We start from the raw sequence: 17,945 nt of genomic DNA on the forward strand, positions 1-17,945 counted from the left end.
ACCGGCTCACATTTAAGAAAACTGATTCAAAACCAGCGAGGTTAACAGGCCGAGTGCGGCGATTAAACCTGTCATCGGACCGCTGTCTTCGTACGCCTCAGGCATCATCGTTGAAGCAATCATCGCAATGATGCCTCCGCCCGCAAATGCTGCAATCGCTGACATGATTTCTTCAGAAGCGCCGTCGAGAAAGAAAAATCCTGACCATGAGGCAAGAATTGAAATCACGAGCACCGCGGCCCAAAGCAGCATAATTTTCGTTTTCGAGTACCCGCTGTTTTTCAGTCCTGCTGTACTGGACAGCCCTTCAGGGATGTTGCTGATAAAAATGGCGATCACCAAAAGAAAGCTGACCGATTGTTCTTCGAGAAGGCTGGCGCCAATCATAATCGATTCTGGGACAGCGTCCATGATTGTGCCGATAAAAATGGCGATTCCGCCGCCGGCAGCTGTTTGTCCCGATCTTTTTCTTTGTGACGCGCCCCGTTTGGAAACCGCGTAGTCAAAAATCGTAAACACAACAGCTCCCGCAATAAATCCCGCGCCTGTCGACACGATTCCGCCCTCTGCTACTGCGTCCCCAAGAAGCTCGTAAGCGGCCGCGCCTATTAATACACCTGTGCCAAAAGCCATAATATAGCCGATGATCTGTTTGCGAATCGGAAGAAACATGGACGCCAGCGCGCCCAGCAGTACAGCAGAGCCCGATATCCCGCCCCACATTGCCGCATTCCACATCTCTATCTCCCCTTTCTTACCAACCACTACCCGCTGCCGTTTTTTCCGTAAACCTCGCAAACAAAGAACAAAAAACCGGACATGTCTCCATGTCCGGTTTTGCTGATCTTATCGAATTCTCACTTCTGTCTCACTGTCAAAGAAATGGCCTTTATTCATATCAAATGCAACCGTCAGCTCATCGCCTGATTGAATATCGAGGCGGGCGTCGATCCGCGCAATAAAGTCTTGGTTGTCGATCTGCGAATAAATCATGATTTCTGAACCGAGCAGCTCTGCGACATTGATTTTTGCTTTAATCGAGGAGTTCTTATACGATTCCACGACAATCAATTCATCATGAATATCCTCAGGACGGATGCCGAAGATAACCTCTTTGCCGATGTAGCCTTTTTCACGCAGCACCTTCATTTTTCCTTCCGGCACGGTTAATGCCGCAGAACCGATTTTGATTAAGCCATCCGTGAGCTTTCCTTTGAAAAAGTTCATCGCCGGTGATCCGATAAACCCGCCGACAAAGACGTTTTCAGGAAACTCGTATACATCCTTCGGCGTCCCGATCTGCTGGATTTTCCCGTCTTTCATGACTACGATCCGTGTCGCCATCGTCAGCGCTTCTGTCTGGTCATGCGTCACATAAATCGTTGTGGTTTGCAGTCTCTGGTGGAGCTTAATGATCTCCGCCCGCATTTGCACCCTCAGCTTCGCGTCCAGGTTTGACAAAGGCTCATCCATCAGGAACACCTTTGCATCCCGCACGATTGCCCGCCCAAGCGCGACCCGCTGTCTCTGTCCTCCTGACAGCGCTTTCGGTTTACGGTGCAAATATTCCTCAAGTCCGAGAATTTTAGCGGCTTCCTCTACTCTTTTTTTAATTTCTGGCTTCGGCATTTTCCGAAGCTTCAGCCCGAACGCGATATTATCGTAGACCGTCATATGCGGATAGAGCGCGTAGTTTTGAAACACCATTGCGATATCCCTGTCCTTTGGCGCTACATCATTAACCCGTTTTCCTTCAATATAAAAATCGCCTTTCGAAATTTCTTCAAGTCCCGCGACCATTCGCAGCGTCGTTGACTTCCCGCAGCCGGACGGGCCGACGAATACGATAAATTCCTTATCGGCAATATGAAGGTTAAAGTCATCAACCGCCGGTTCCTTCTGATCATAAAATTTATAAATGTGCTCCATCCGCAATTCAGCCATCTAACATCCCCCTTTGTTATTGTAAACGCTTTCTTATATTGAGTGTAACAGCAATTTTCTCCCGCTAAAATGGGCAGCGTTCATAAAATCACCCAGCCCTTTTTCGTGCATATTTCCAATTTATTCTGAACTTTCACTTTGCAGGCAGATAAAATAGGCAAGAAGCGCGCCTTTGTACGATTTGATATCTATCCCTGACCGCTCAATAAATTTATCAATCCGATATTGCAGACTGTTGCGATGCAGATGCAGCTTTTTCGCTGTTAATGTGACGTTTGAATTGTTTTCAATAAACAGCTTAATGGTCTTCCTTAGCTCAGATTCACTTCCAAATAAAAGCTCAGCTTCTTCAGATAGCAGCGTTGCCAATTTTTCTTTTTCTGTTTCTAATAATATGAAAGGAAAAATCATCTCAAAGGTCACACTCTGCACCTGAGGCAGCCGTTTTTCAGCAAACAGAAAATACGCCTGTTCACGAGCGTAATGTTTTCGCAGAAACTCATCCGGCTCGTAAAATCTTCCCGCGTAAAAACGGACACTGAAGTAGAAATCACCTTCAAGAACCTTAGCGAGCGATTCCAGTTCGTCCTTCTCCGCCGCCGCTTCACTTTCCTGCTCAACAATGACGCCTCTGTCCTCATGGATCCACACAATCACAAAAGACACCGGCCAAAAATGGCGTACCGCTTCCGTAAAGGACGGCCTGTCTATTTTGCCGAATAAATGAAAGTGAACAAACCTTGTCCGTTTCTTTATGTTCTCCGGCAATTCTCCTCTTGAAAAAAGGAACGAAAACCACTTGTTTTCCTCCACTGATTTCACAGACAATTGATTGCCCTCATCCGCAGCCGTCAAAAATGACTGCAGCACCAATACCTCTTTTTCGCTGATCTCTGTTTTCGGAATGGAGATGTATCTCTGACTGCTCTCATCAAAAAAACATAGACAGCCTTCCCTTATGCAAAGCTCCTCAGACACAATCGAACCGGGATAAATAGCCAGCAGCGATTTCATAGAGTCTCCTCTCTTATGCAAGAATCTGTATATTCAGTATAAGGCGAAATACACATGTTCTCCACTAAAAAAGAGTATATCCAGTATAGATAGACGAAAAACTGAAAGGGAACCTCATTCGTTTACATATTGGCGTCAGCGGAAATAGAAGAGGATATGCGGGACCAAAAGGAGGGTCATCTTATGAGTTTTGAAACGTTAAACAAAAGTTTTATCAACGGAAAATGGACTGAGGGGGAAAGCGGACGTACGGAGGACATTTTGAATCCGTATGACCAGTCTGTGATCACAACAGCATCTTTGGCAACGGGCAAACAGCTGGAGGATGCGTTTGACATTGCACAGAAAGCCCAAAAAGAGTGGGCCAAAAGCACGACGGAAGACCGAAAAGCCGTGCTGCAAAAAGCGCGCGGCTTTTTACAGGAAAACCGCGATGACATCATCTTGATGATTGCCCGCGAAACTGGCGGAACGATTATTAAATCAACGATTGAGCTGGAACAAACGATTGCCATTTTAGATGAAGCCATAACGTATACTGGTGAATTAGGCGGCGTCAAAGAAGTTCCATCCGACATTGAGGGGAAAATCAATAAGATTTACCGCCTTCCGCTCGGTGTCATTTCATCGATTTCTCCATTTAATTTTCCGATGAATTTATCTATGAGAACAATTGCGCCCGCGATTGCGCTGGGAAACAGCGTTGTTCACAAGCCTGATATCCAAACCGCTCTTTCCGGCGGAACCATCATTGCGAAAGCGTTTGAGCACGCTGGTCTTCCTGCTGGTGTCCTTAACGTCATGCTGGCGGATGTAAAGGAAATCGGGGACGGCATGCTCACCAATCCAATCCCGAGATTAATCAGCTTTACGGGATCAACCGCAGTCGGGCGCCACATCGGTGAAATCGCCGGCCGTGCCTTCAAACGGATGGCTCTTGAGCTTGGCGGCAACAATCCATTTGCCGTCCTTTCAGATGCGGATGTCGATCGTGCTGTCGATGCCGCGATTTTCGGTAAATTTATTCACCAGGGACAAATCTGTATGATTATCAATAGGATCATCGTTCATCAGGATGTATACGATGAGTTTGTAGAAAAATTCACCTCCCGTGTCAAACAGCTTCCGTACGGCGATCAAACCGATCCGAAAACCGTTGTCGGCCCGCTGATCAACGAGCGCCAAATCGAGAAAGCGCTGGAGATCATTGAGCAGGCAAAGGCAGACGGCATAGAGCTTGCGGTTGAAGGAAAACGTGTCGGAAACGTACTCACGCCGTACGTCTTTGTCGGCGCGGACAACAACAGCAAAATTGCCCAAACGGAGCTGTTTGCCCCAATCGCAACCATTATCAAAGCCGGCAGCGATCAGGAAGCGATTGACATGGCAAATGATACCGAGTATGGCCTCAGCTCTGCGGTTTTCACTTCTGATTTAGAAAAAGGCGAAAAGCTCGCCCTGCAAATTGACAGCGGCATGACCCATGTCAACGACCAGTCCGTCAATGATTCACCGAATATTGCCTTTGGCGGAAACAAAGCAAGCGGTGTCGGCCGCTTCGGCAATCCGTGGGTCGTCGAGGAATTTACCGTGACGAAATGGATTTCGATCCAGAAGCAATACCGCAAATATCCGTTCTAAACGAAAAAATCCCTCTGCTTCAAGTACAGAGGGATTTTTCTTTATTTTGATATGTCCACAAATCCTTCACCAAACACGTCGCGTACATCATGAACAATCACAAACGCCTTTTTGTCGCAGCTTCTAATGATTTTTTTCAGCATGGACAGCTCCTGTTTGTTAATGACGATATATAAAATCTCTTTTGATTGGCCCGTATAATTTCCCTTCCCTGATAAAATCGTCACGCCCCGATCCATCAAGGTATTTACCTGCTCTGCAATCTCACTCTTATTTTCCGAAATCACCGTAATGGCTTTTTTCGTATTCAAACCTTCAATAATGAAGTCCATCACTTTCGTACCGATATACAGCATCACGATCGTAAACATCATTTTTTCCGCACCAATAATAAAATAAGAGCTAAATACTACGATTAAATCAAAAAACAAGAGCGCATAACTGATATTCCAATCTAAATATTTATTAGCAATTCTGGCCAGAATCGCGGAACCGGCTGTCGTCCCGCCGACCCGGATAATCATGCCGATTCCGACTCCCGCAAATACACCTGCGAAAATCGTATTAATAATCAATTCATCAGATGGAATGCTCCACCCATGTGTCAGATGAAGAAAAAGCGAATTTGCCGCGACCGCAATGATCGTATAAACGGTTGTTTTTCCATCCAGAAACTTGTAGCCGATTAAAAGCAAAAACGCATTTAAGATAAAGTTCGTGACACCGGGAGACCATTGAAACAGATAATACAATATCAGCGTAATCCCAGTGACTCCGCCTTCCCCAAGATCATTGGGAATCGCAAATAAATTAACCGCAAGCGCGAAGAAAAAAGCGCCAATCACAAGCATAAGTACATCCAGCATTCTCTTTTTCATCACGAAAACACTCCTTCTCATAGTTCTGTTCTAGCAAATAAAAAAACCCAGGAGAACGCTCTCGAAAAAGAGCAGAAACTCCTGGGCTTTTATCCCACCGTGTCATAACAGCCAAGCTGCTATGTGTTTTCTCTCGGTCACAGTCCAATTTGCATTGCGGAACCCTAGAAAACCACTGTTTTGATCATATCCTTTTCACTTTCCAATATTAGCATTATACGGGACAGCTCGAATTGGTTCAAGGGGTATTTGCGGAGATTTCATCAGATAGACTGAAAGAAAAAACGATTTATCTATTAAAAAAGAGAAAATATAACCGATAAGAAAAAAAGCATATATTTTACAAGTAAATTTAACTATATATGATAATAATTATAAGAAATTCATAATTTTATATTGACTAAGTGAAATAATATAGGCATTATAGTACATATGTTTTGTACATTTAATTACATAGGAGGAAATGAAATGGCAGGAAAACTAGTACCCTGTAAAGCTTGCGGTCAAGAAATTGCAAAGGGTGTAAAAAAATGTCCTAACTGTGGTAAGGATCAACGTAACTTTTTTATGAGACATAAAATCATTACGTTTATTCTCGCAATTGTTGTCATCATTATTATCGGTAATATGATTGGCGGCGGAGGCGGTTCAGAAGCCACTTCCAAAACATCAAGCAGCAGCAAAGCAGAAACTGAAAAAACATACAATATCGGTGATACCGTAAAAACTGAAAAAACTGAAGTGACAGTTACAAAGGTAGAGGACAGAGATTCTGTCGGTACTCAATATATTGAAAAGAAAGCATCTGATGGTGGTACAATTGTAGCTGTTCAATACACAGTTAAAAACGTATCTAAAAAACCGATTAGCTCTTTTTCAATTCCAACTGTTAAATTAGTTGATGCTGATGGCACTTCTTATGATGCAGATATCGATGCTTCTTCAACCTATGCAACCGAGACAAAAGTTGACAACTCTAAAATATTAAGTGATCTAAATCCTAATATTAAAGTAACAGATGTGAAAGCATTTGAAGTGGACAAGGAAGCTTATGCAAAAGGAACTTGGAAACTCAAATTTAGTAATGATGTTATTGTAAAAGTCAAATAATAGCTAACAAGGGTGCCCTTAACAGGCACCCTTGTTCTTTAAAAAAGGCCTTCTCAATAGAGAAGGCCTCCTTTTTTATTCCGCACTCTTATACCCATTCACATTAGATGACTGCCATCTCCAGGAATCAGCGCACATTTCCTCAAGGCCGCGTTTCGCTTCCCAGCCCAGTTCCCGCTTGGCTTTCGCAGGGTCTGCGAAGCAGGTGGCGATGTCTCCCGGGCGACGGTCCGCAAAACGGTACGGAACCTCTTTCCCTGACACTTTTTCAAAGGCTTTGACCATTTCAAGCACACTGTAGCCTGTGCCTGTTCCAAGGTTGTATGCATCGGCCCCAGTGGAGTTCAATACTTTTTCCAACGCTTTGACATGGCCTTCTGCGAGATCAACGACGTGAATATAATCGCGTACGCCTGTCCCATCTTTTGTCGGATAGTCATTTCCGAATACACTTAATTGCTCAAGCTTGCCGACGGCTACCTGTGCCACATACGGCATGAGGTTATTCGGAATCCCGTTCGGGTCTTCACCGATCCGTCCGCTTGGATGGGCACCGAACGGATTAAAGTAACGAAGCAGCGCAACGCTCCACTCGTTGTCGGCTGTATGCAAATCACGCAATATTTGTTCCAGCATGAGCTTCGTCTGTCCATAAGGGTTTGTCGCGCCTAATGGAAAGTCTTCCGTAATCGGCGATGTTTCCGGAACGCCGTACACTGTCGCAGATGAACTGAATACGATTTTCTTGACGCCGTATTTCTCCATGGTCTCGCATAAAATAAACGTTCCTGTCAGATTGTTATGATAATATTTGAGCGGAATCGCAACAGATTCACCGACTGCTTTTAACCCCGCAAAATGAATCACAGCTTCGATTTCATTTTCAGCAAAAACGGAATCTATCGCTTCCCGGTCCAATAAATCCGCTTCGTAGAACGTTAAATCTTTTCCTGTAATCTCCTTTACACGGTTCAGCGCTTCAGCCGAACTGTTGGACAGATTATCAAGAACAACAATCTCGTAGCCGCTGTTCAATAGTTCAACACATGTGTGGCTGCCAATGTATCCGGCACCGCCAGTAACAAGTATTGCCATGATGTAAACCCTCCTAAAAAATGACCTGATTTCATTATATAGTGTTTAGAACCGGTCCACATCCATTTTCAAGAAGTTTAATCGTTTATTAATAGTTTCTTCATATATTATCAGCATTTTCATACCTTTATGCAGCGCGAACAAGTCTAGCAGCTGAAAAATCAATCTGCCGGTTGACGTTTTTCTTTCCTATTTTCGCTATGCTTAATGCAGAAAGGATTTGATGACATGGCGATGAGGCCTTATATTTTTATTGTCTTTATTCTTATTGTTTTATCGATGTACCGGGAGAGAACTGTCAGACCCGGGAAGCTGCTGATCATTCCGCTGCTGCTCTTATGGGGCGTATCCGCATCGTTTCAGCCGGCGTATTTTCATTCCGTATTACATGTGGCGATCAGCGGCATTTTATTACTGATCGGGCTGGCCTGCGGGTTTGGCATTGGAAAGATGGTAAACGTGCGGATTCACCCGGAAACCGGAAAGGTCACTTCACGCGGCTCCCTTGGAAGTGTTATTCTCATTCTAGTGATACTTTCTTTGCGCATGGCCGCGAGAACATGGCTTCCTGAGAGCAACGAAATGTTTATTGCCATTATTCACTCTATGTTCTTCATTCCCCTCGGCACCATCACAGCCCGTAACATTATGCTTTATAAAGCATACAGACGGCTGACCGCTGGCAAAGTATCCATTCAATAACTGAAAGAAGGACCAGCATGAACGGACTATCTCCGGCTCGGCACTACAAGAAGCTTGTGCCGAGCCTTATTCTCATTTTGAATTGCATACAGTTTTTATCTCACCCAGCCAAAACTGATCCCATTTTGCTGGCATTTGTATTTGCGATTTACTTAGCATTCATTTGGGTCATTCCCTATGTGGCATCCGCTGCTGTTCATTTGAGCATATTCGTCGGGCTTTGGCTCCTGACCGTTTTTCTTTGGGCTGTTTCAGGACAAGAGCAGGGAGCCGCCTTTTTCTTACTCGTATTTTTAATGGTTTATGCGGCCATAAAGCTCCCTGCACGGCTGTCTTTGATCTTTACAGTGTGCCTAATTGGGGGCAATGTTTTCTTTTTGTATACTGTTTTTGACACCAGGTGGGACGATATCGTCAGCAACATCTCGATCATGATCGGGTTGTACGTCCTCTTCTCCTCCATGCGTTTCAGACGAGAAGCGAGAAAGGAGGCTGAGCGAAATCATGCTGAATTGGCGAAAATGCATGTGCAGCTGGAGCATGCTCATCAAGAACTCCAGAAAGCGCATGCAGAGCTGCAGGAGGCATCTGTTCTTTCATTAAGGTACGCGGTCCTCGAGGAGCGTACAAGAATTGCGCGAGACATTCATGACAGCATCGGCCATGAGCTGACTTCTGTGATTGTTCAGCTCCAATCTCTTCCCTATATCCTCAAAAGCAGCGAGGAGGATTCAGAAAAAGTCATTCAAAATGTACTGAGTGTCGCCAGAGAATGCCTTCAAGAAGTACGGTCTGTCGTTCACCAAATGGGCCGTAGTGAATCAATGGTCGGTCTTACCGCTTTGCGGGGGCTTATTCATCAAGTGGAAGAACGGAGCGGCTTGCACGTTTCTTTAAACACTGCCGGCCTGTCAGAAGAGTCTTGGCCTCAAAACGTAAGCGAAACGATCTACCGCATCTTGCAGGAAGCGCTGACCAATATCATTCGTCACGCTGACGCTTCTCATGCGGCGACTGTCATTTCTAACGACGAGACCCATCTCTATGTCACAATCACCGACGACGGACAATTCACCGGCAGCCTTACTTATGGATTTGGCCTGACAGGAATGAAAGAACGCGCTGAAAAAGCAGGCGGTTCCCTTACCTTTAGCGCCGTGCAGCCGAGCGGCCTGCAAATTGAGCTGTCATTGCCGCTCACGACAACGAATAAGGAGCAAAAAGATGAACAAAGATAAAATACGCGTCGCGCTTGCCGATGATCAGCCGCTTGTGCGTGAAGGCTTCCGGTACGTCATCAACGCCCAGACGGATATGACAGTTTCTGGCGAGGCCGGCGACGGTCACGATATTATAGCACTCGCAAAACAAACAAAACCTGACGTCATCCTCATGGATGTCCAGATGCCGCATTACTCAGGCATCGAAGCGGCGAAAGACATCATGTCCGCCCTTCCAGATACAAAGATTGTCATTTTAACGACCTTTGACACGGAGGAATATGTATTTGAAGGCATCCGTGCAGGCGCAGTCGGCTATTTGCTGAAGGATACGCTTCCTGAAGAATTGATAGATGCGATTCGCGCTGCGGCCAAGGGCGAGGCGATTTTCCGCACAGTCACGGCCGCTAAAATTATTAGTGAGACATTTCGGGCGAAACAGCAAACTCAGGTCGAAGAACTGGCAGAGCCGTTCACCAAAAGAGAGCTCGAGGTTCTTCAGCAAATGGCCTACGGGCTGAGAAATGAGGATATTGCTGAAAAGCTTTTCGTCAGTGAAAGCACTGTGAAAACCCACGTGCATCGCATCCTGCATAAATGCAATGCCCAAGACCGGACACAGGCTGTCGTTTTTGCCATTCGAAACGGTATTGTGCAATAGAAATCTCTCAGCCCGCCATGATAAAATAAGACAAAGGAGATGATTGGAAATGAAAGAAGAAATCATTGAACGGTTTACTACATATGTAAAAGTCGACACACAGTCCGATGAATCCGTTGACACCTGCCCTTCCACACCCGGCCAATTGACATTAGGAAACATGCTCGTTGATGAGTTGAAGTCCATCGGCATGCAGGATGCAGCCATTGATGAAAACGGCTATGTCATGGCGACGCTCCCCTCCAATACTGAAAAAGACGTGCCGACAATCGGCTTTCTCGCTCACGTCGACACCGCTACAGACTTTACCGGCAAAAACGTGAATCCGCAAATCATCGAAAGCTATGATGGTAATGACATCGTTCTTAACGAACAGCTGCAGGTCACCCTGTCACCTGATCAATTCCCTGAGCTGTCTGGCTATAAGGGCCACACACTCATCACCACAGACGGCACCACCCTTCTCGGCGCAGACAATAAGGCCGGTATCGCTGAAATCATGACAGCCATGGATTACCTCATCAAACACCCAGAAATCAAGCACGGCACAATCAGAGTCGCCTTTACGCCTGATGAAGAAATCGGAAGAGGACCGCACAAATTTGATGTGAAACGGTTCAATGCATCCTTTGCCTACACGGTTGATGGCGGCCCGCTCGGCGAGCTTGAATACGAAAGCTTCAATGCCGCTGCCGCGAAAATTACGATTAAAGGCAACAACGTACATCCCGGAACGGCAAAAGGGAAAATGATCAACTCTGCGAAAATCGCGATGAAGCTGAACAGCCTTCTGCCGGCAGACGAAGCGCCTGAATATACAGAAGGCTATGAAGGCTTCTACCATCTGCTGTCGATTCAAGGAGACGTAGAGGAAACAAAGCTTCACTACATTATCAGAGACTTTGACAAAGAGAACTTCCAGAGCAGAAAAGAAACAATGAAGCGCGCCGTTGAAGAACTTCAGAACGAATACGGGCAAGACCGGATTTTGCTGGATATGAACGACCAGTACTACAACATGAGAGAGAAAATTTTACCTGTCATCGAAATCGTCAACATTGCCAAGCAAGCGATGGAAAACCTCGGCATCGAACCGAAGATTTCCCCTATCCGCGGCGGCACCGACGGATCGCAGCTGTCCTACATGGGACTCCCGACGCCAAATATCTTTACCGGCGGGGAAAACTTCCACGGCAAATTTGAATACATCTCAGCTGATAACATGGTCAAAGCCGTAAATGTCATCGTTGAGATTGCAAAGCTGTTTGAAGAGCAAGCGTAATGCCAAAAGCCAGTCCAAAAAAGGGCTGGTTTTTTTTATGTGAAAATGAAACATTTTAAACACGTCCTCCGTAAAACAAGTATCAACAAATGAGGAGGAAAAACAATGACAAAACATGCAATTGCTGCAAAGAGCCTATTGAAAAAATGGATCATTTCCAGGCCGCTTAACACGCAAAAGAAATCCAGCCCATTTCAAAAAATCAGAAAAATGTTCAAACGCTTCTTCTGACCAGACATCCAAATCCCCAAAACAAAATCCGCATTCTCTCGTACCGCCCAAATGCTCCGTAATTTGGGTTTTTTGTGTTCAATTCCGCAAAATAGGGTATAAACTAATCAAGAAAGATGACGGCATCCAAAAACAGGTAATTTGAATTACTTTAATTTAGGTTAAAAGTTATATAAAGGAATTCATTTTATCGTCGATAGTAACTATAGAACCAATCATCAACAAGAACAATCACCATAATGCAAGACTATTTTCAGGTCATCAGGTTAGACTGTTTTTGAGGGGCAGTTATTTATTTTTATTTGATTTAGAATTTTTTGAATACTTTTTGACTTTTTATCCGTACAATAGAGAGTACCAAAACTTTTTTTGGGAGGTATGTAATATGATCCTATTTATTATCATCGCTTTATGCGGCTATCTTCTTTTTTCTTTCAGCAAGGACAATCGCCGCAAACCGCAAAAGACAAGCCCTCTTCCAGCAGCCGCATCTCATCACAACAACCTAATCGACCTTGACGCTATCCGCCAAAAACGCCGGATGCATCTTTCCTAATTCTATATTTCAAACGAAAAGGCTGCGGAATGACGCAGCCTTTTAAAATTATGTTGAGATAGAGCCTGAAACCTTTTTATCCTCTATCCGTAATTTCATACAAGGCAAATCCAAAAGGAGACTTCTGCAATGATCGAGTTATTTATGAAACAAAAAATGTTCTCATTTAAAGATGCATTCCACATTTATGACCGGGATGAACAAGAAATCTTCAAGGTGGAGGGGCGTTTTTTCTCGTTAGGGGACTCATTACAAATGACAGATTCATCCGGGAAAACGCTCGTTTCCATAGAACAAAAACTCATGTCTTTATTGCCGCGCTATGAGATTTCAATTGGTGGGAAAACAGTTTGTGAGGTAACGAAGAAAGTAACGTTTTTCAAACCGAAATTTGTGATTTCCGGCCTTAACTGGGAAATCGATGGTGACTTATGGAGGGATGAATTCCAGCTGACGGACGGGGAAAATGTCCGGATGTCAGTGAGCAAAAAGTGGCTCAGCTGGGGTGATTCCTATCATTTGCAGATTGCAAACGAGGAAGATGTTCTGATTTGCACTGCCATTGCTATCGTGCTTGATATGGTTTTATATAACGATGAAGATGAAAGTATTTTCTAAAAAGCATTGACAATTGATCCAAAAGTAATAATATTAAGATAATTGAAATTTAAATATGAAGTTGTACCTTATCAAGAGAGGTGGAGGGACTGGCCCTATGATACCCGGCAACCGCTGTTTCAAACAGAATGGTGCTAAATCCTTAAGAACATTGCGTTCTTGCAGATGAGGCGGAGATTTGATCGTTCAAGCTCTTCCTTACACAAAGGAAGAGCTTTTTACATGCTCAATAATTCAGAAAGAGGCGAATAACATGGCCCAACAAACGAATGTTACAGGACAAAAAACAGAAAAACAACGCAAAGCACCTTTCCGCGCCGATCACGTCGGCAGTTTGCTTCGTTCCGCTACGGTGAAGGAAGCCCGGCAAAAAAAAGCGGCAGGTGAGATAACAGCGAAACAGCTTCGTGATATCGAAAATCAAGAAATCACCCGCATCGTGGAAAAACAAAAAGAAATCGGTCTTGAAGTGGTAACAGACGGGGAATTCCGCCGTTCCTGGTGGCATTATGACTTCTTGGAAGGACTTGACGGAGTGGAACCCTTCATCCCGGCTGAGGGGATTCAGTTCCATAACGCGAAAACGAAAGCGCGCAGCATCAAAGTGACGGGAAAACTCGATTTTACGAGCCACCCAGCACTTGCTGATTATCAATTTTTACATGAAGTTGCCGGGGGCGCGATACCAAAGCTGACGATTCCGAGCCCGAATATGCTGTTTTTTGGCGAAAAGGCGGATAAAGGCATCTATGACGATCAAGAGGAATATTTTCATGATTTGGCCCAAGCGTACAAAAAGGCAATCAAAGCCTTCTATGATGTTGGCTGCCGTTATCTCCAGCTTGATGATACGTCATGGTCTCTCTTCTTTGAGGAAAAAGGCAGAGAGGTTGTCCGGGCACTCGGAGGCGATCCAGAAACATTGCCCGCCTTGTTTGCCAAAACGATTAACGATGCAGTGGCAGACCGGCCTAATGATTTAACGATCACAATGCATATTTGCCGCGGCAACTTCCGCTCAACCTGGGCGGCATCAGGAGGGTACGACGCTGTAGCGGAGACGATTTTGGACGGCTTAAACCTTGACGGCCTGTTTTTGGAATACGACGATGACCGTTCCGGAAACTTCGATCCGCTCCGTTTTGTGAAACGAAAGGATCTGCAAATCGTGCTCGGCTTGATCACATCGAAATACGGCGAGCTTGAAAATCCAGAGGATGTGAAACGCCGTATCAATGAAGCGGCGCGTTTTGTCAGCTTGGATCAGCTATGCCTCAGCCCGCAGTGCGGTTTCGCCTCTACAGAAGAAGGCAACCTTTTGACAGAGGAACAGCAATGGGCCAAGCTTCGCCATGTCATCGACATCGCCAACGATGTGTGGAGATAATCTATCATTGACAGAAACAGAAAATGTGTGAATAATAGATACTATCAGAAAATTTCATAAAAAGGTTTTCCTTATCAAGAGAGGTGGAGGGACTGGCCCTGCGATACCCGGCAACCGCTGTTTAACAGAATGGTGCTAAATCCTTTAGAGCAATGATTGCTCTTGAAGATAAGGTTGAGATTGTCACGCAAGCTCTTCCTTATCCAAAGGAAGAGCTTTTTTATATTTGAATGGAAAGAAGGAATGGACAACATGTCACAACAAACAACACCCGCAGAACAAAAATCACTTCAAAGAAAAAAACCGCCGTTTCGCGCGGATCAAGTCGGAAGCCTGCTGAGATCTGAGCCCGTCAAAAAAGCGCGGCTGCAAAAAGCGGCCGGCGATATGACGGCTGAGCAGCTTCGCCAGATCGAAAACGATGAAATCATCCGCATTGTGGAGAAACAGAAGGAAACCGGCCTGAACGTCGTGACAGACGGTGAATTCCGCAGAGCGTGGTGGCACTTTGATTTCCTTGAAAACTTAGATGGCGTTGAGCCGTTTACTCCTGAGCACGGAATCCAATTCCATAACGTACAGACAAAAGCACGCGGCATTAAAGTCACAGGTGATATCGATTTTTCAACTCATCCAATGCTTGAAGATTATTCATTTCTCCATAGCATTGCCGGTGACGCGACGCCAAAAATGACGATTCCAAGCCCGAATATGCTGTTTTTCCGCGGAAAACTGGAAAAGGATGCGTATAAAAACGACTATCATCTTTTCCAGCATGATGTATCCAAAGCATATAAAAAAGCGATTCAAGCGTTTTATGACAGAGGCTGCCGCTACCTCCAGCTTGATGATACGGCGTGGGCCGTTTTCTTATCAGAAAAAGGCTTAAAACAAATCGAAGCGTTCGGAACAACGCCTGACGAGCTTCGCCAGCTGTTTGCGAAATCCATTAATGACGCGATTGCAGACCGTCCGGATGACTTGACGGTAACCATGCATATTTGCCGCGGCAACTTCCAGTCCACTTGGACAGCAGAAGGCGGCTATGACGCAGCAGCCGAAACCATTTTTGACGGCTTGAATCTTGACGGCCTTTTCTTAGAGTATGATGATTCACGCTCAGGCGGATTTGAGCCGCTCCGTTATGTGAAACGGTCTGATCTTCAGCTTGTCCTTGGCTTAGTGACATCTAAATTCGGTGAGCTTGAACATCCGGATGACGTGAAACGCCGTATCGAAGAAGCGTCCCGTTATGTCAGCTTAGACCAGCTTTGCCTCAGCCCTCAATGCGGATTCGCTTCAACTGAGGAAGGCAACAAGCTGACTGAAGAACAGCAATGGGCGAAGCTCCGCCATGTAGTTGAGATCGCGAATGATGTTTGGAAATAAGCAAAGAAAAACACACTTGATTCCATTCGGAGCAAGTGTGTTTTTCTGTCATTGTGCGGTGTAGCCCCCATCAAGAACGACAGCCTGCCCAGTGACGCCCTTCGCCTTCTCGCTTGCTAAAAACACGGCATAATCCGCAATTTCCTTGACGGAAAGAAGCCGTTTTTGCGGCACAAGCGGAAAAATGACCTCTTCAAGTACCGAGTCGTAAGGGACATTTCTTGCTTTTGATAGATCGCTAAGCTGATTGCGGACAAGCTGGGTATCGACATAACCCGGACAGAGCGCATTGACTGTAATGCCGTGGGGCGCGCCTTCCAGCGCCCCGACTTTTGTGAGTCCAATGACGCCATGCTTGGCGCTATTATAAGCGGATTTTCCCGCAAAACCGACTAAGCCATTAACAGACGCGATATTAATGATTCTGCCATACTGCTGTTTTTTCATGATCGGAAAAACATGCTTCATTGCAATAAAGGGCGCCGTCAGCATAACCTTGATCAGCAGTTCAAAGGTTTCTGTCGGAAACTCTTCAATCGGGGCGACGTGCTGTATACCGGCATTGTTCACCAAAATATCCAAGCGGCCGTATCGTTTTTGGATGGCGTCCACCATATCAGCAACTTGCGCTTCCTTTGTCACATCACACGGGATGGCCGCCGCGTCAAAGCCTTCTTCTGCAAGTTTGGAGGCTGCTTTTTCGCATGCTTCCTGACGGAGGTCTGAAACGATGACGCTGGCGCCTTCACGGGCGAATTCTCTTGCCATTTCGAATCCTATTCCGCCGGCAGCCCCAGTCACCAAGGCGACTTGTTTTCTCATGTCAAACACCTTCCCATTAAGAATTGAGTACAGACTGGCTTACAGCGAAATTCGCTTCTGTTTTTTCATAAACCTCTTCAATTGTGACGCCATCCTGAAGCTCCGTCAGTGTCATGCGGCCGTTCACAAAATCAAAAACAGCCAAATCCGTAATCAGCCTGTGCACGACTTTCTGGCCTGTCAGCGGAAGAGAGCATGTTTTTTTTACCTTTGATTCGCCATGCTTATTGACATGCTCCATGATGACAACGATTCGTTTCGCCCCGTTGACGAGATCCATTGCGCCGCCCATCCCTTTTACCATTTTGCCCGGGATCATCCAATTGGCCAAATCACCCTGCTCCGAGACCTCCATTCCGCCAAGGATAGCCAAATCGATATGCCCGCCTCTTATCATCGCGAATGATTCAGCGCTGTCAAAATAAGAAGCGCCCGTCACTTCGGTAATTGTTTCCTTCCCCGCATTGATCAAATCCGCATCTTCCGTCCCTTCCAAAGGATAGGGGCCGATTCCGAGCAGGCCGTTTTCTGACTGAAGCATGACGTGAACGCCATCGGGTATCTCATTTGCGACAAGCGTCGGCATTCCAATCCCGAGATTCACATTCATGCCGTCCTTGATTTCTTGTACAGCCCGTTTGACCATCCGTTTTCTCGCTTCCTTCACTTCGCCTCACCCTTTCCCGATGCTTGCTGAACTGTTCGCTTTTCAATCCGTTTTTCTTGGCTCGTGCCAAGCACGACATGCTGTACGTAAATTCCCGGCGTATGGATATGATCTGGATCGAGCTCTCCCGCTTCCACGATTTCTTCCGCCTCGGCAATCGTGATCTTGCCTGCCATGGCCGCAACGGGATTGAAATTTCTCGCCGTTTTCCGAAAAACCAAATTGCCCATGGTGTCCGCTTTCCACGCTTTGACGATCGCCACATCGCCGGTAATGCCTCGCTCCAGCACATAAGTCCGGCCGCCGAATGTTTTATGTTCTTTTCCCTCAGCTATGGTGGTGCCGACGCCTGTCGCCGTATAAAATCCCGGTATGCCCGCACCGCCTGCACGAATTCTCTCGGCGAGCGTTCCTTGGGGAACAAGCTCGACCTCAAGCTCTCCGCTTAAAAACTGTCGCTCAAAAATTTTATTTTCACCGACATAGGATGCGATCATTTTCTTGATTTGCCTATTAGCCAAAAGCAAACCGAGCCCCCAGTCATCGACTCCGCAATTGTTGCTGACAACGGTTAAATCCTTTACTCCTCGATTTCTTATCGACAAAATGAGCTGTTCAGGAATGCCGCACAGCCCAAACCCTCCCGCAATCAGCGTATCTCCATCATGAATCAATTTCGCAGCTTCTTTAGTAGATGACAACACTTTTCCCATATTGATGCCCCTTTC

General features: G+C 45.8%; 19 protein-coding genes and 3 riboswitches. Of the genes, 11 read left to right on the forward strand and 8 right to left on the reverse strand.

What is annotated here, in order from left to right; translation table 11 throughout:
• Nucleotides 1-12: 12 nt before the first annotated feature.
• The 3 genes from MY9_RS19715 to MY9_RS19725 all read right to left on the reverse strand — a co-directional run bounded on the left by MY9_RS19715 (nt 13) and on the right by MY9_RS19725 (nt 2,958).
• The gene (locus tag MY9_RS19715) at nt 13-738 is read right to left on the reverse strand and encodes a ZIP family metal transporter (protein WP_041521454.1); all 726 of its coding nucleotides are present in this window, start codon (nt 736-738) and stop codon (nt 13-15) included.
• A gap of 108 nt (nt 739-846) precedes the next feature.
• Nucleotides 847-1,944: a maltodextrin ABC transporter ATP-binding protein MsmX gene (gene msmX / locus MY9_RS19720; RefSeq protein WP_003242648.1), complete on the reverse strand. Its 1,098-nt coding sequence runs from the start codon at nt 1,942-1,944 to the stop codon at nt 847-849.
• A 120-nt stretch (nt 1,945-2,064) separates the two neighbouring features.
• Nucleotides 2,065-2,958, reverse strand: coding sequence for a PucR family transcriptional regulator (locus tag MY9_RS19725; protein WP_014665922.1), 894 nt, complete (start codon nt 2,956-2,958; stop codon nt 2,065-2,067).
• A 183-nt stretch (nt 2,959-3,141) separates the two neighbouring features.
• Between MY9_RS19725 and MY9_RS19730 the strand changes: the two genes are divergently transcribed.
• Nucleotides 3,142-4,599 (forward strand): aldehyde dehydrogenase family protein, encoded by a 1,458-nt coding sequence (locus MY9_RS19730; RefSeq protein WP_014665923.1) that lies wholly within the window; start codon nt 3,142-3,144, stop codon nt 4,597-4,599.
• A gap of 41 nt (nt 4,600-4,640) precedes the next feature.
• On the opposite strand, the gene MY9_RS19735 is transcribed toward MY9_RS19730, so the two are convergent.
• Complete coding sequence (locus MY9_RS19735; protein ID WP_003242615.1) at nt 4,641-5,477, reverse strand: YitT family protein; 837 nt, start codon at nt 5,475-5,477, stop codon at nt 4,641-4,643.
• Between the two features lie 76 nt (nt 5,478-5,553).
• Nucleotides 5,554-5,656, reverse strand: a riboswitch (guanidine-I (ykkC/yxkD leader).
• Between the two features lie 388 nt (nt 5,657-6,044).
• Between MY9_RS19735 and MY9_RS19740 the strand changes: the two genes are divergently transcribed.
• Entirely contained in the window at nt 6,045-6,587 is a 543-nt protein-coding gene (locus MY9_RS19740; RefSeq protein WP_134975208.1) for a DUF4352 domain-containing protein, read from the forward strand.
• Between the two features lie 75 nt (nt 6,588-6,662).
• Here the strand turns inward: MY9_RS19740 and galE are convergent, their stop codons facing one another.
• On the reverse strand, nt 6,663-7,682 hold the full coding sequence (gene galE / locus MY9_RS19745) for a UDP-glucose 4-epimerase GalE (protein WP_014665925.1): 1,020 nt from the start codon (nt 7,680-7,682) through the stop codon (nt 6,663-6,665).
• 228 nt (nt 7,683-7,910) lie between these two features.
• Here galE and MY9_RS19750 point away from each other — a divergent pair, with 228 nt between their 5' ends.
• From MY9_RS19750 to MY9_RS19790, 9 genes are all read left to right on the forward strand, one after another.
• On the forward strand, nt 7,911-8,384 hold the full coding sequence (locus MY9_RS19750) for a DUF1453 family protein (RefSeq protein WP_014665927.1): 474 nt from the start codon (nt 7,911-7,913) through the stop codon (nt 8,382-8,384).
• A gap of 17 nt (nt 8,385-8,401) precedes the next feature.
• Nucleotides 8,402-9,622 carry a sensor histidine kinase gene (locus tag MY9_RS19755; RefSeq protein ID WP_014665928.1) on the forward strand — a complete coding sequence of 407 codons (1,221 nt, stop codon included), beginning with the start codon at nt 8,402-8,404 and terminating at the stop codon, nt 9,620-9,622.
• Nucleotides 9,609-10,265: a two-component system response regulator YxJL gene (yxjL, locus tag MY9_RS19760; RefSeq protein ID WP_014665929.1), complete on the forward strand. Its 657-nt coding sequence runs from the start codon at nt 9,609-9,611 to the stop codon at nt 10,263-10,265. The genes MY9_RS19755 and yxjL overlap by 14 nt, the downstream gene beginning before the upstream one ends.
• Before the next feature lie 49 nt (nt 10,266-10,314).
• Nucleotides 10,315-11,547 (forward strand): peptidase T, encoded by a 1,233-nt coding sequence (gene pepT / locus MY9_RS19765; protein WP_014665930.1) that lies wholly within the window; start codon nt 10,315-10,317, stop codon nt 11,545-11,547.
• Nucleotides 11,548-11,652: 105 nt separating this feature from the next.
• Nucleotides 11,653-11,778, forward strand: coding sequence for a hypothetical protein (locus MY9_RS22040; RefSeq protein ID WP_014665931.1), 126 nt, complete (start codon nt 11,653-11,655; stop codon nt 11,776-11,778).
• A gap of 277 nt (nt 11,779-12,055) precedes the next feature.
• Nucleotides 12,056-12,334 carry a hypothetical protein gene (locus MY9_RS21370; protein ID WP_080478290.1) on the forward strand — a complete coding sequence of 93 codons (279 nt, stop codon included), beginning with the start codon at nt 12,056-12,058 and terminating at the stop codon, nt 12,332-12,334.
• Nucleotides 12,335-12,463: 129 nt separating this feature from the next.
• Complete coding sequence (locus MY9_RS19780) at nt 12,464-12,952, forward strand: LURP-one-related/scramblase family protein (protein WP_014665933.1); 489 nt, start codon at nt 12,464-12,466, stop codon at nt 12,950-12,952.
• A gap of 65 nt (nt 12,953-13,017) precedes the next feature.
• Nucleotides 13,018-13,124, forward strand: a riboswitch (SAM riboswitch).
• Between the two features lie 81 nt (nt 13,125-13,205).
• Nucleotides 13,206-14,339 (forward strand): 5-methyltetrahydropteroyltriglutamate--homocysteine S-methyltransferase, encoded by a 1,134-nt coding sequence (locus MY9_RS19785; protein WP_041521542.1) that lies wholly within the window; start codon nt 13,206-13,208, stop codon nt 14,337-14,339.
• 68 nt (nt 14,340-14,407) lie between these two features.
• A riboswitch (SAM riboswitch) is annotated at nt 14,408-14,514 on the forward strand.
• Nucleotides 14,515-14,591: 77 nt separating this feature from the next.
• Nucleotides 14,592-15,728, forward strand: a complete 1,137-nt coding sequence (locus tag MY9_RS19790; RefSeq protein ID WP_014665935.1) for a 5-methyltetrahydropteroyltriglutamate--homocysteine S-methyltransferase — start codon at nt 14,592-14,594, stop codon at nt 15,726-15,728.
• Between the two features lie 48 nt (nt 15,729-15,776).
• Here the strand turns inward: MY9_RS19790 and MY9_RS19795 are convergent, their stop codons facing one another.
• From MY9_RS19795 to MY9_RS19805, 3 genes are read right to left on the reverse strand one after another with little or no spacing between them, the layout of a single operon-like run.
• On the reverse strand, nt 15,777-16,550 hold the full coding sequence (locus MY9_RS19795; protein WP_014665936.1) for a 3-hydroxybutyrate dehydrogenase: 774 nt from the start codon (nt 16,548-16,550) through the stop codon (nt 15,777-15,779).
• A 16-nt stretch (nt 16,551-16,566) separates the two neighbouring features.
• Nucleotides 16,567-17,217 (reverse strand): succinyl-CoA--3-ketoacid CoA transferase subunit B, encoded by a 651-nt coding sequence (locus MY9_RS19800; protein WP_014665937.1) that lies wholly within the window; start codon nt 17,215-17,217, stop codon nt 16,567-16,569.
• Nucleotides 17,214-17,930, reverse strand: coding sequence for a succinyl-CoA--3-ketoacid CoA transferase subunit A (locus tag MY9_RS19805; RefSeq protein WP_014665938.1), 717 nt, complete (start codon nt 17,928-17,930; stop codon nt 17,214-17,216). The genes MY9_RS19800 and MY9_RS19805 overlap by 4 nt, the downstream gene beginning before the upstream one ends.
• Nucleotides 17,931-17,945: the final 15 nt, after the last annotated feature.

Origin of the sequence: Bacillus sp. JS (assembly GCF_000259365.1) — a bacterium.
Classification (GTDB): Bacteria; Bacillota; Bacilli; order Bacillales; family Bacillaceae; genus Bacillus; species Bacillus stercoris.

Excerpts from the sequence above, each read along its gene's own strand:
- MY9_RS19715 (WP_041521454.1), bottom strand. The coding sequence starts at position 738 with ATGTGGAATGCGGCAATGTGGGGCGGGATATCGGGCTCTGCTGTACTG.
- msmX (WP_003242648.1), bottom strand. The coding sequence starts at position 1,944 with ATGGCTGAATTGCGGATGGAGCACATTTATAAATTTTATGATCAGAAG.
- MY9_RS19725 (WP_014665922.1), bottom strand. The coding sequence starts at position 2,958 with ATGAAATCGCTGCTGGCTATTTATCCCGGTTCGATTGTGTCTGAGGAG.
- MY9_RS19730 (WP_014665923.1), top strand. The coding sequence starts at position 3,142 with ATGAGTTTTGAAACGTTAAACAAAAGTTTTATCAACGGAAAATGGACT.
- MY9_RS19735 (WP_003242615.1), bottom strand. The coding sequence starts at position 5,477 with ATGAAAAAGAGAATGCTGGATGTACTTATGCTTGTGATTGGCGCTTTT.
- MY9_RS19740 (WP_134975208.1), top strand. The coding sequence starts at position 6,045 with ATGAGACATAAAATCATTACGTTTATTCTCGCAATTGTTGTCATCATT.
- galE (WP_014665925.1), bottom strand. The coding sequence starts at position 7,682 with ATGGCAATACTTGTTACTGGCGGTGCCGGATACATTGGCAGCCACACA.
- MY9_RS19750 (WP_014665927.1), top strand. The coding sequence starts at position 7,911 with ATGGCGATGAGGCCTTATATTTTTATTGTCTTTATTCTTATTGTTTTA.
- MY9_RS19755 (WP_014665928.1), top strand. The coding sequence starts at position 8,402 with ATGAACGGACTATCTCCGGCTCGGCACTACAAGAAGCTTGTGCCGAGC.
- yxjL (WP_014665929.1), top strand. The coding sequence starts at position 9,609 with ATGAACAAAGATAAAATACGCGTCGCGCTTGCCGATGATCAGCCGCTT.
- pepT (WP_014665930.1), top strand. The coding sequence starts at position 10,315 with ATGAAAGAAGAAATCATTGAACGGTTTACTACATATGTAAAAGTCGAC.
- MY9_RS22040 (WP_014665931.1), top strand. The coding sequence starts at position 11,653 with ATGACAAAACATGCAATTGCTGCAAAGAGCCTATTGAAAAAATGGATC.
- MY9_RS19780 (WP_014665933.1), top strand. The coding sequence starts at position 12,464 with ATGATCGAGTTATTTATGAAACAAAAAATGTTCTCATTTAAAGATGCA.
- MY9_RS19785 (WP_041521542.1), top strand. The coding sequence starts at position 13,206 with ATGGCCCAACAAACGAATGTTACAGGACAAAAAACAGAAAAACAACGC.
- MY9_RS19790 (WP_014665935.1), top strand. The coding sequence starts at position 14,592 with ATGTCACAACAAACAACACCCGCAGAACAAAAATCACTTCAAAGAAAA.
- MY9_RS19795 (WP_014665936.1), bottom strand. The coding sequence starts at position 16,550 with ATGAGAAAACAAGTCGCCTTGGTGACTGGGGCTGCCGGCGGAATAGGA.
- MY9_RS19805 (WP_014665938.1), bottom strand. The coding sequence starts at position 17,930 with ATGGGAAAAGTGTTGTCATCTACTAAAGAAGCTGCGAAATTGATTCAT.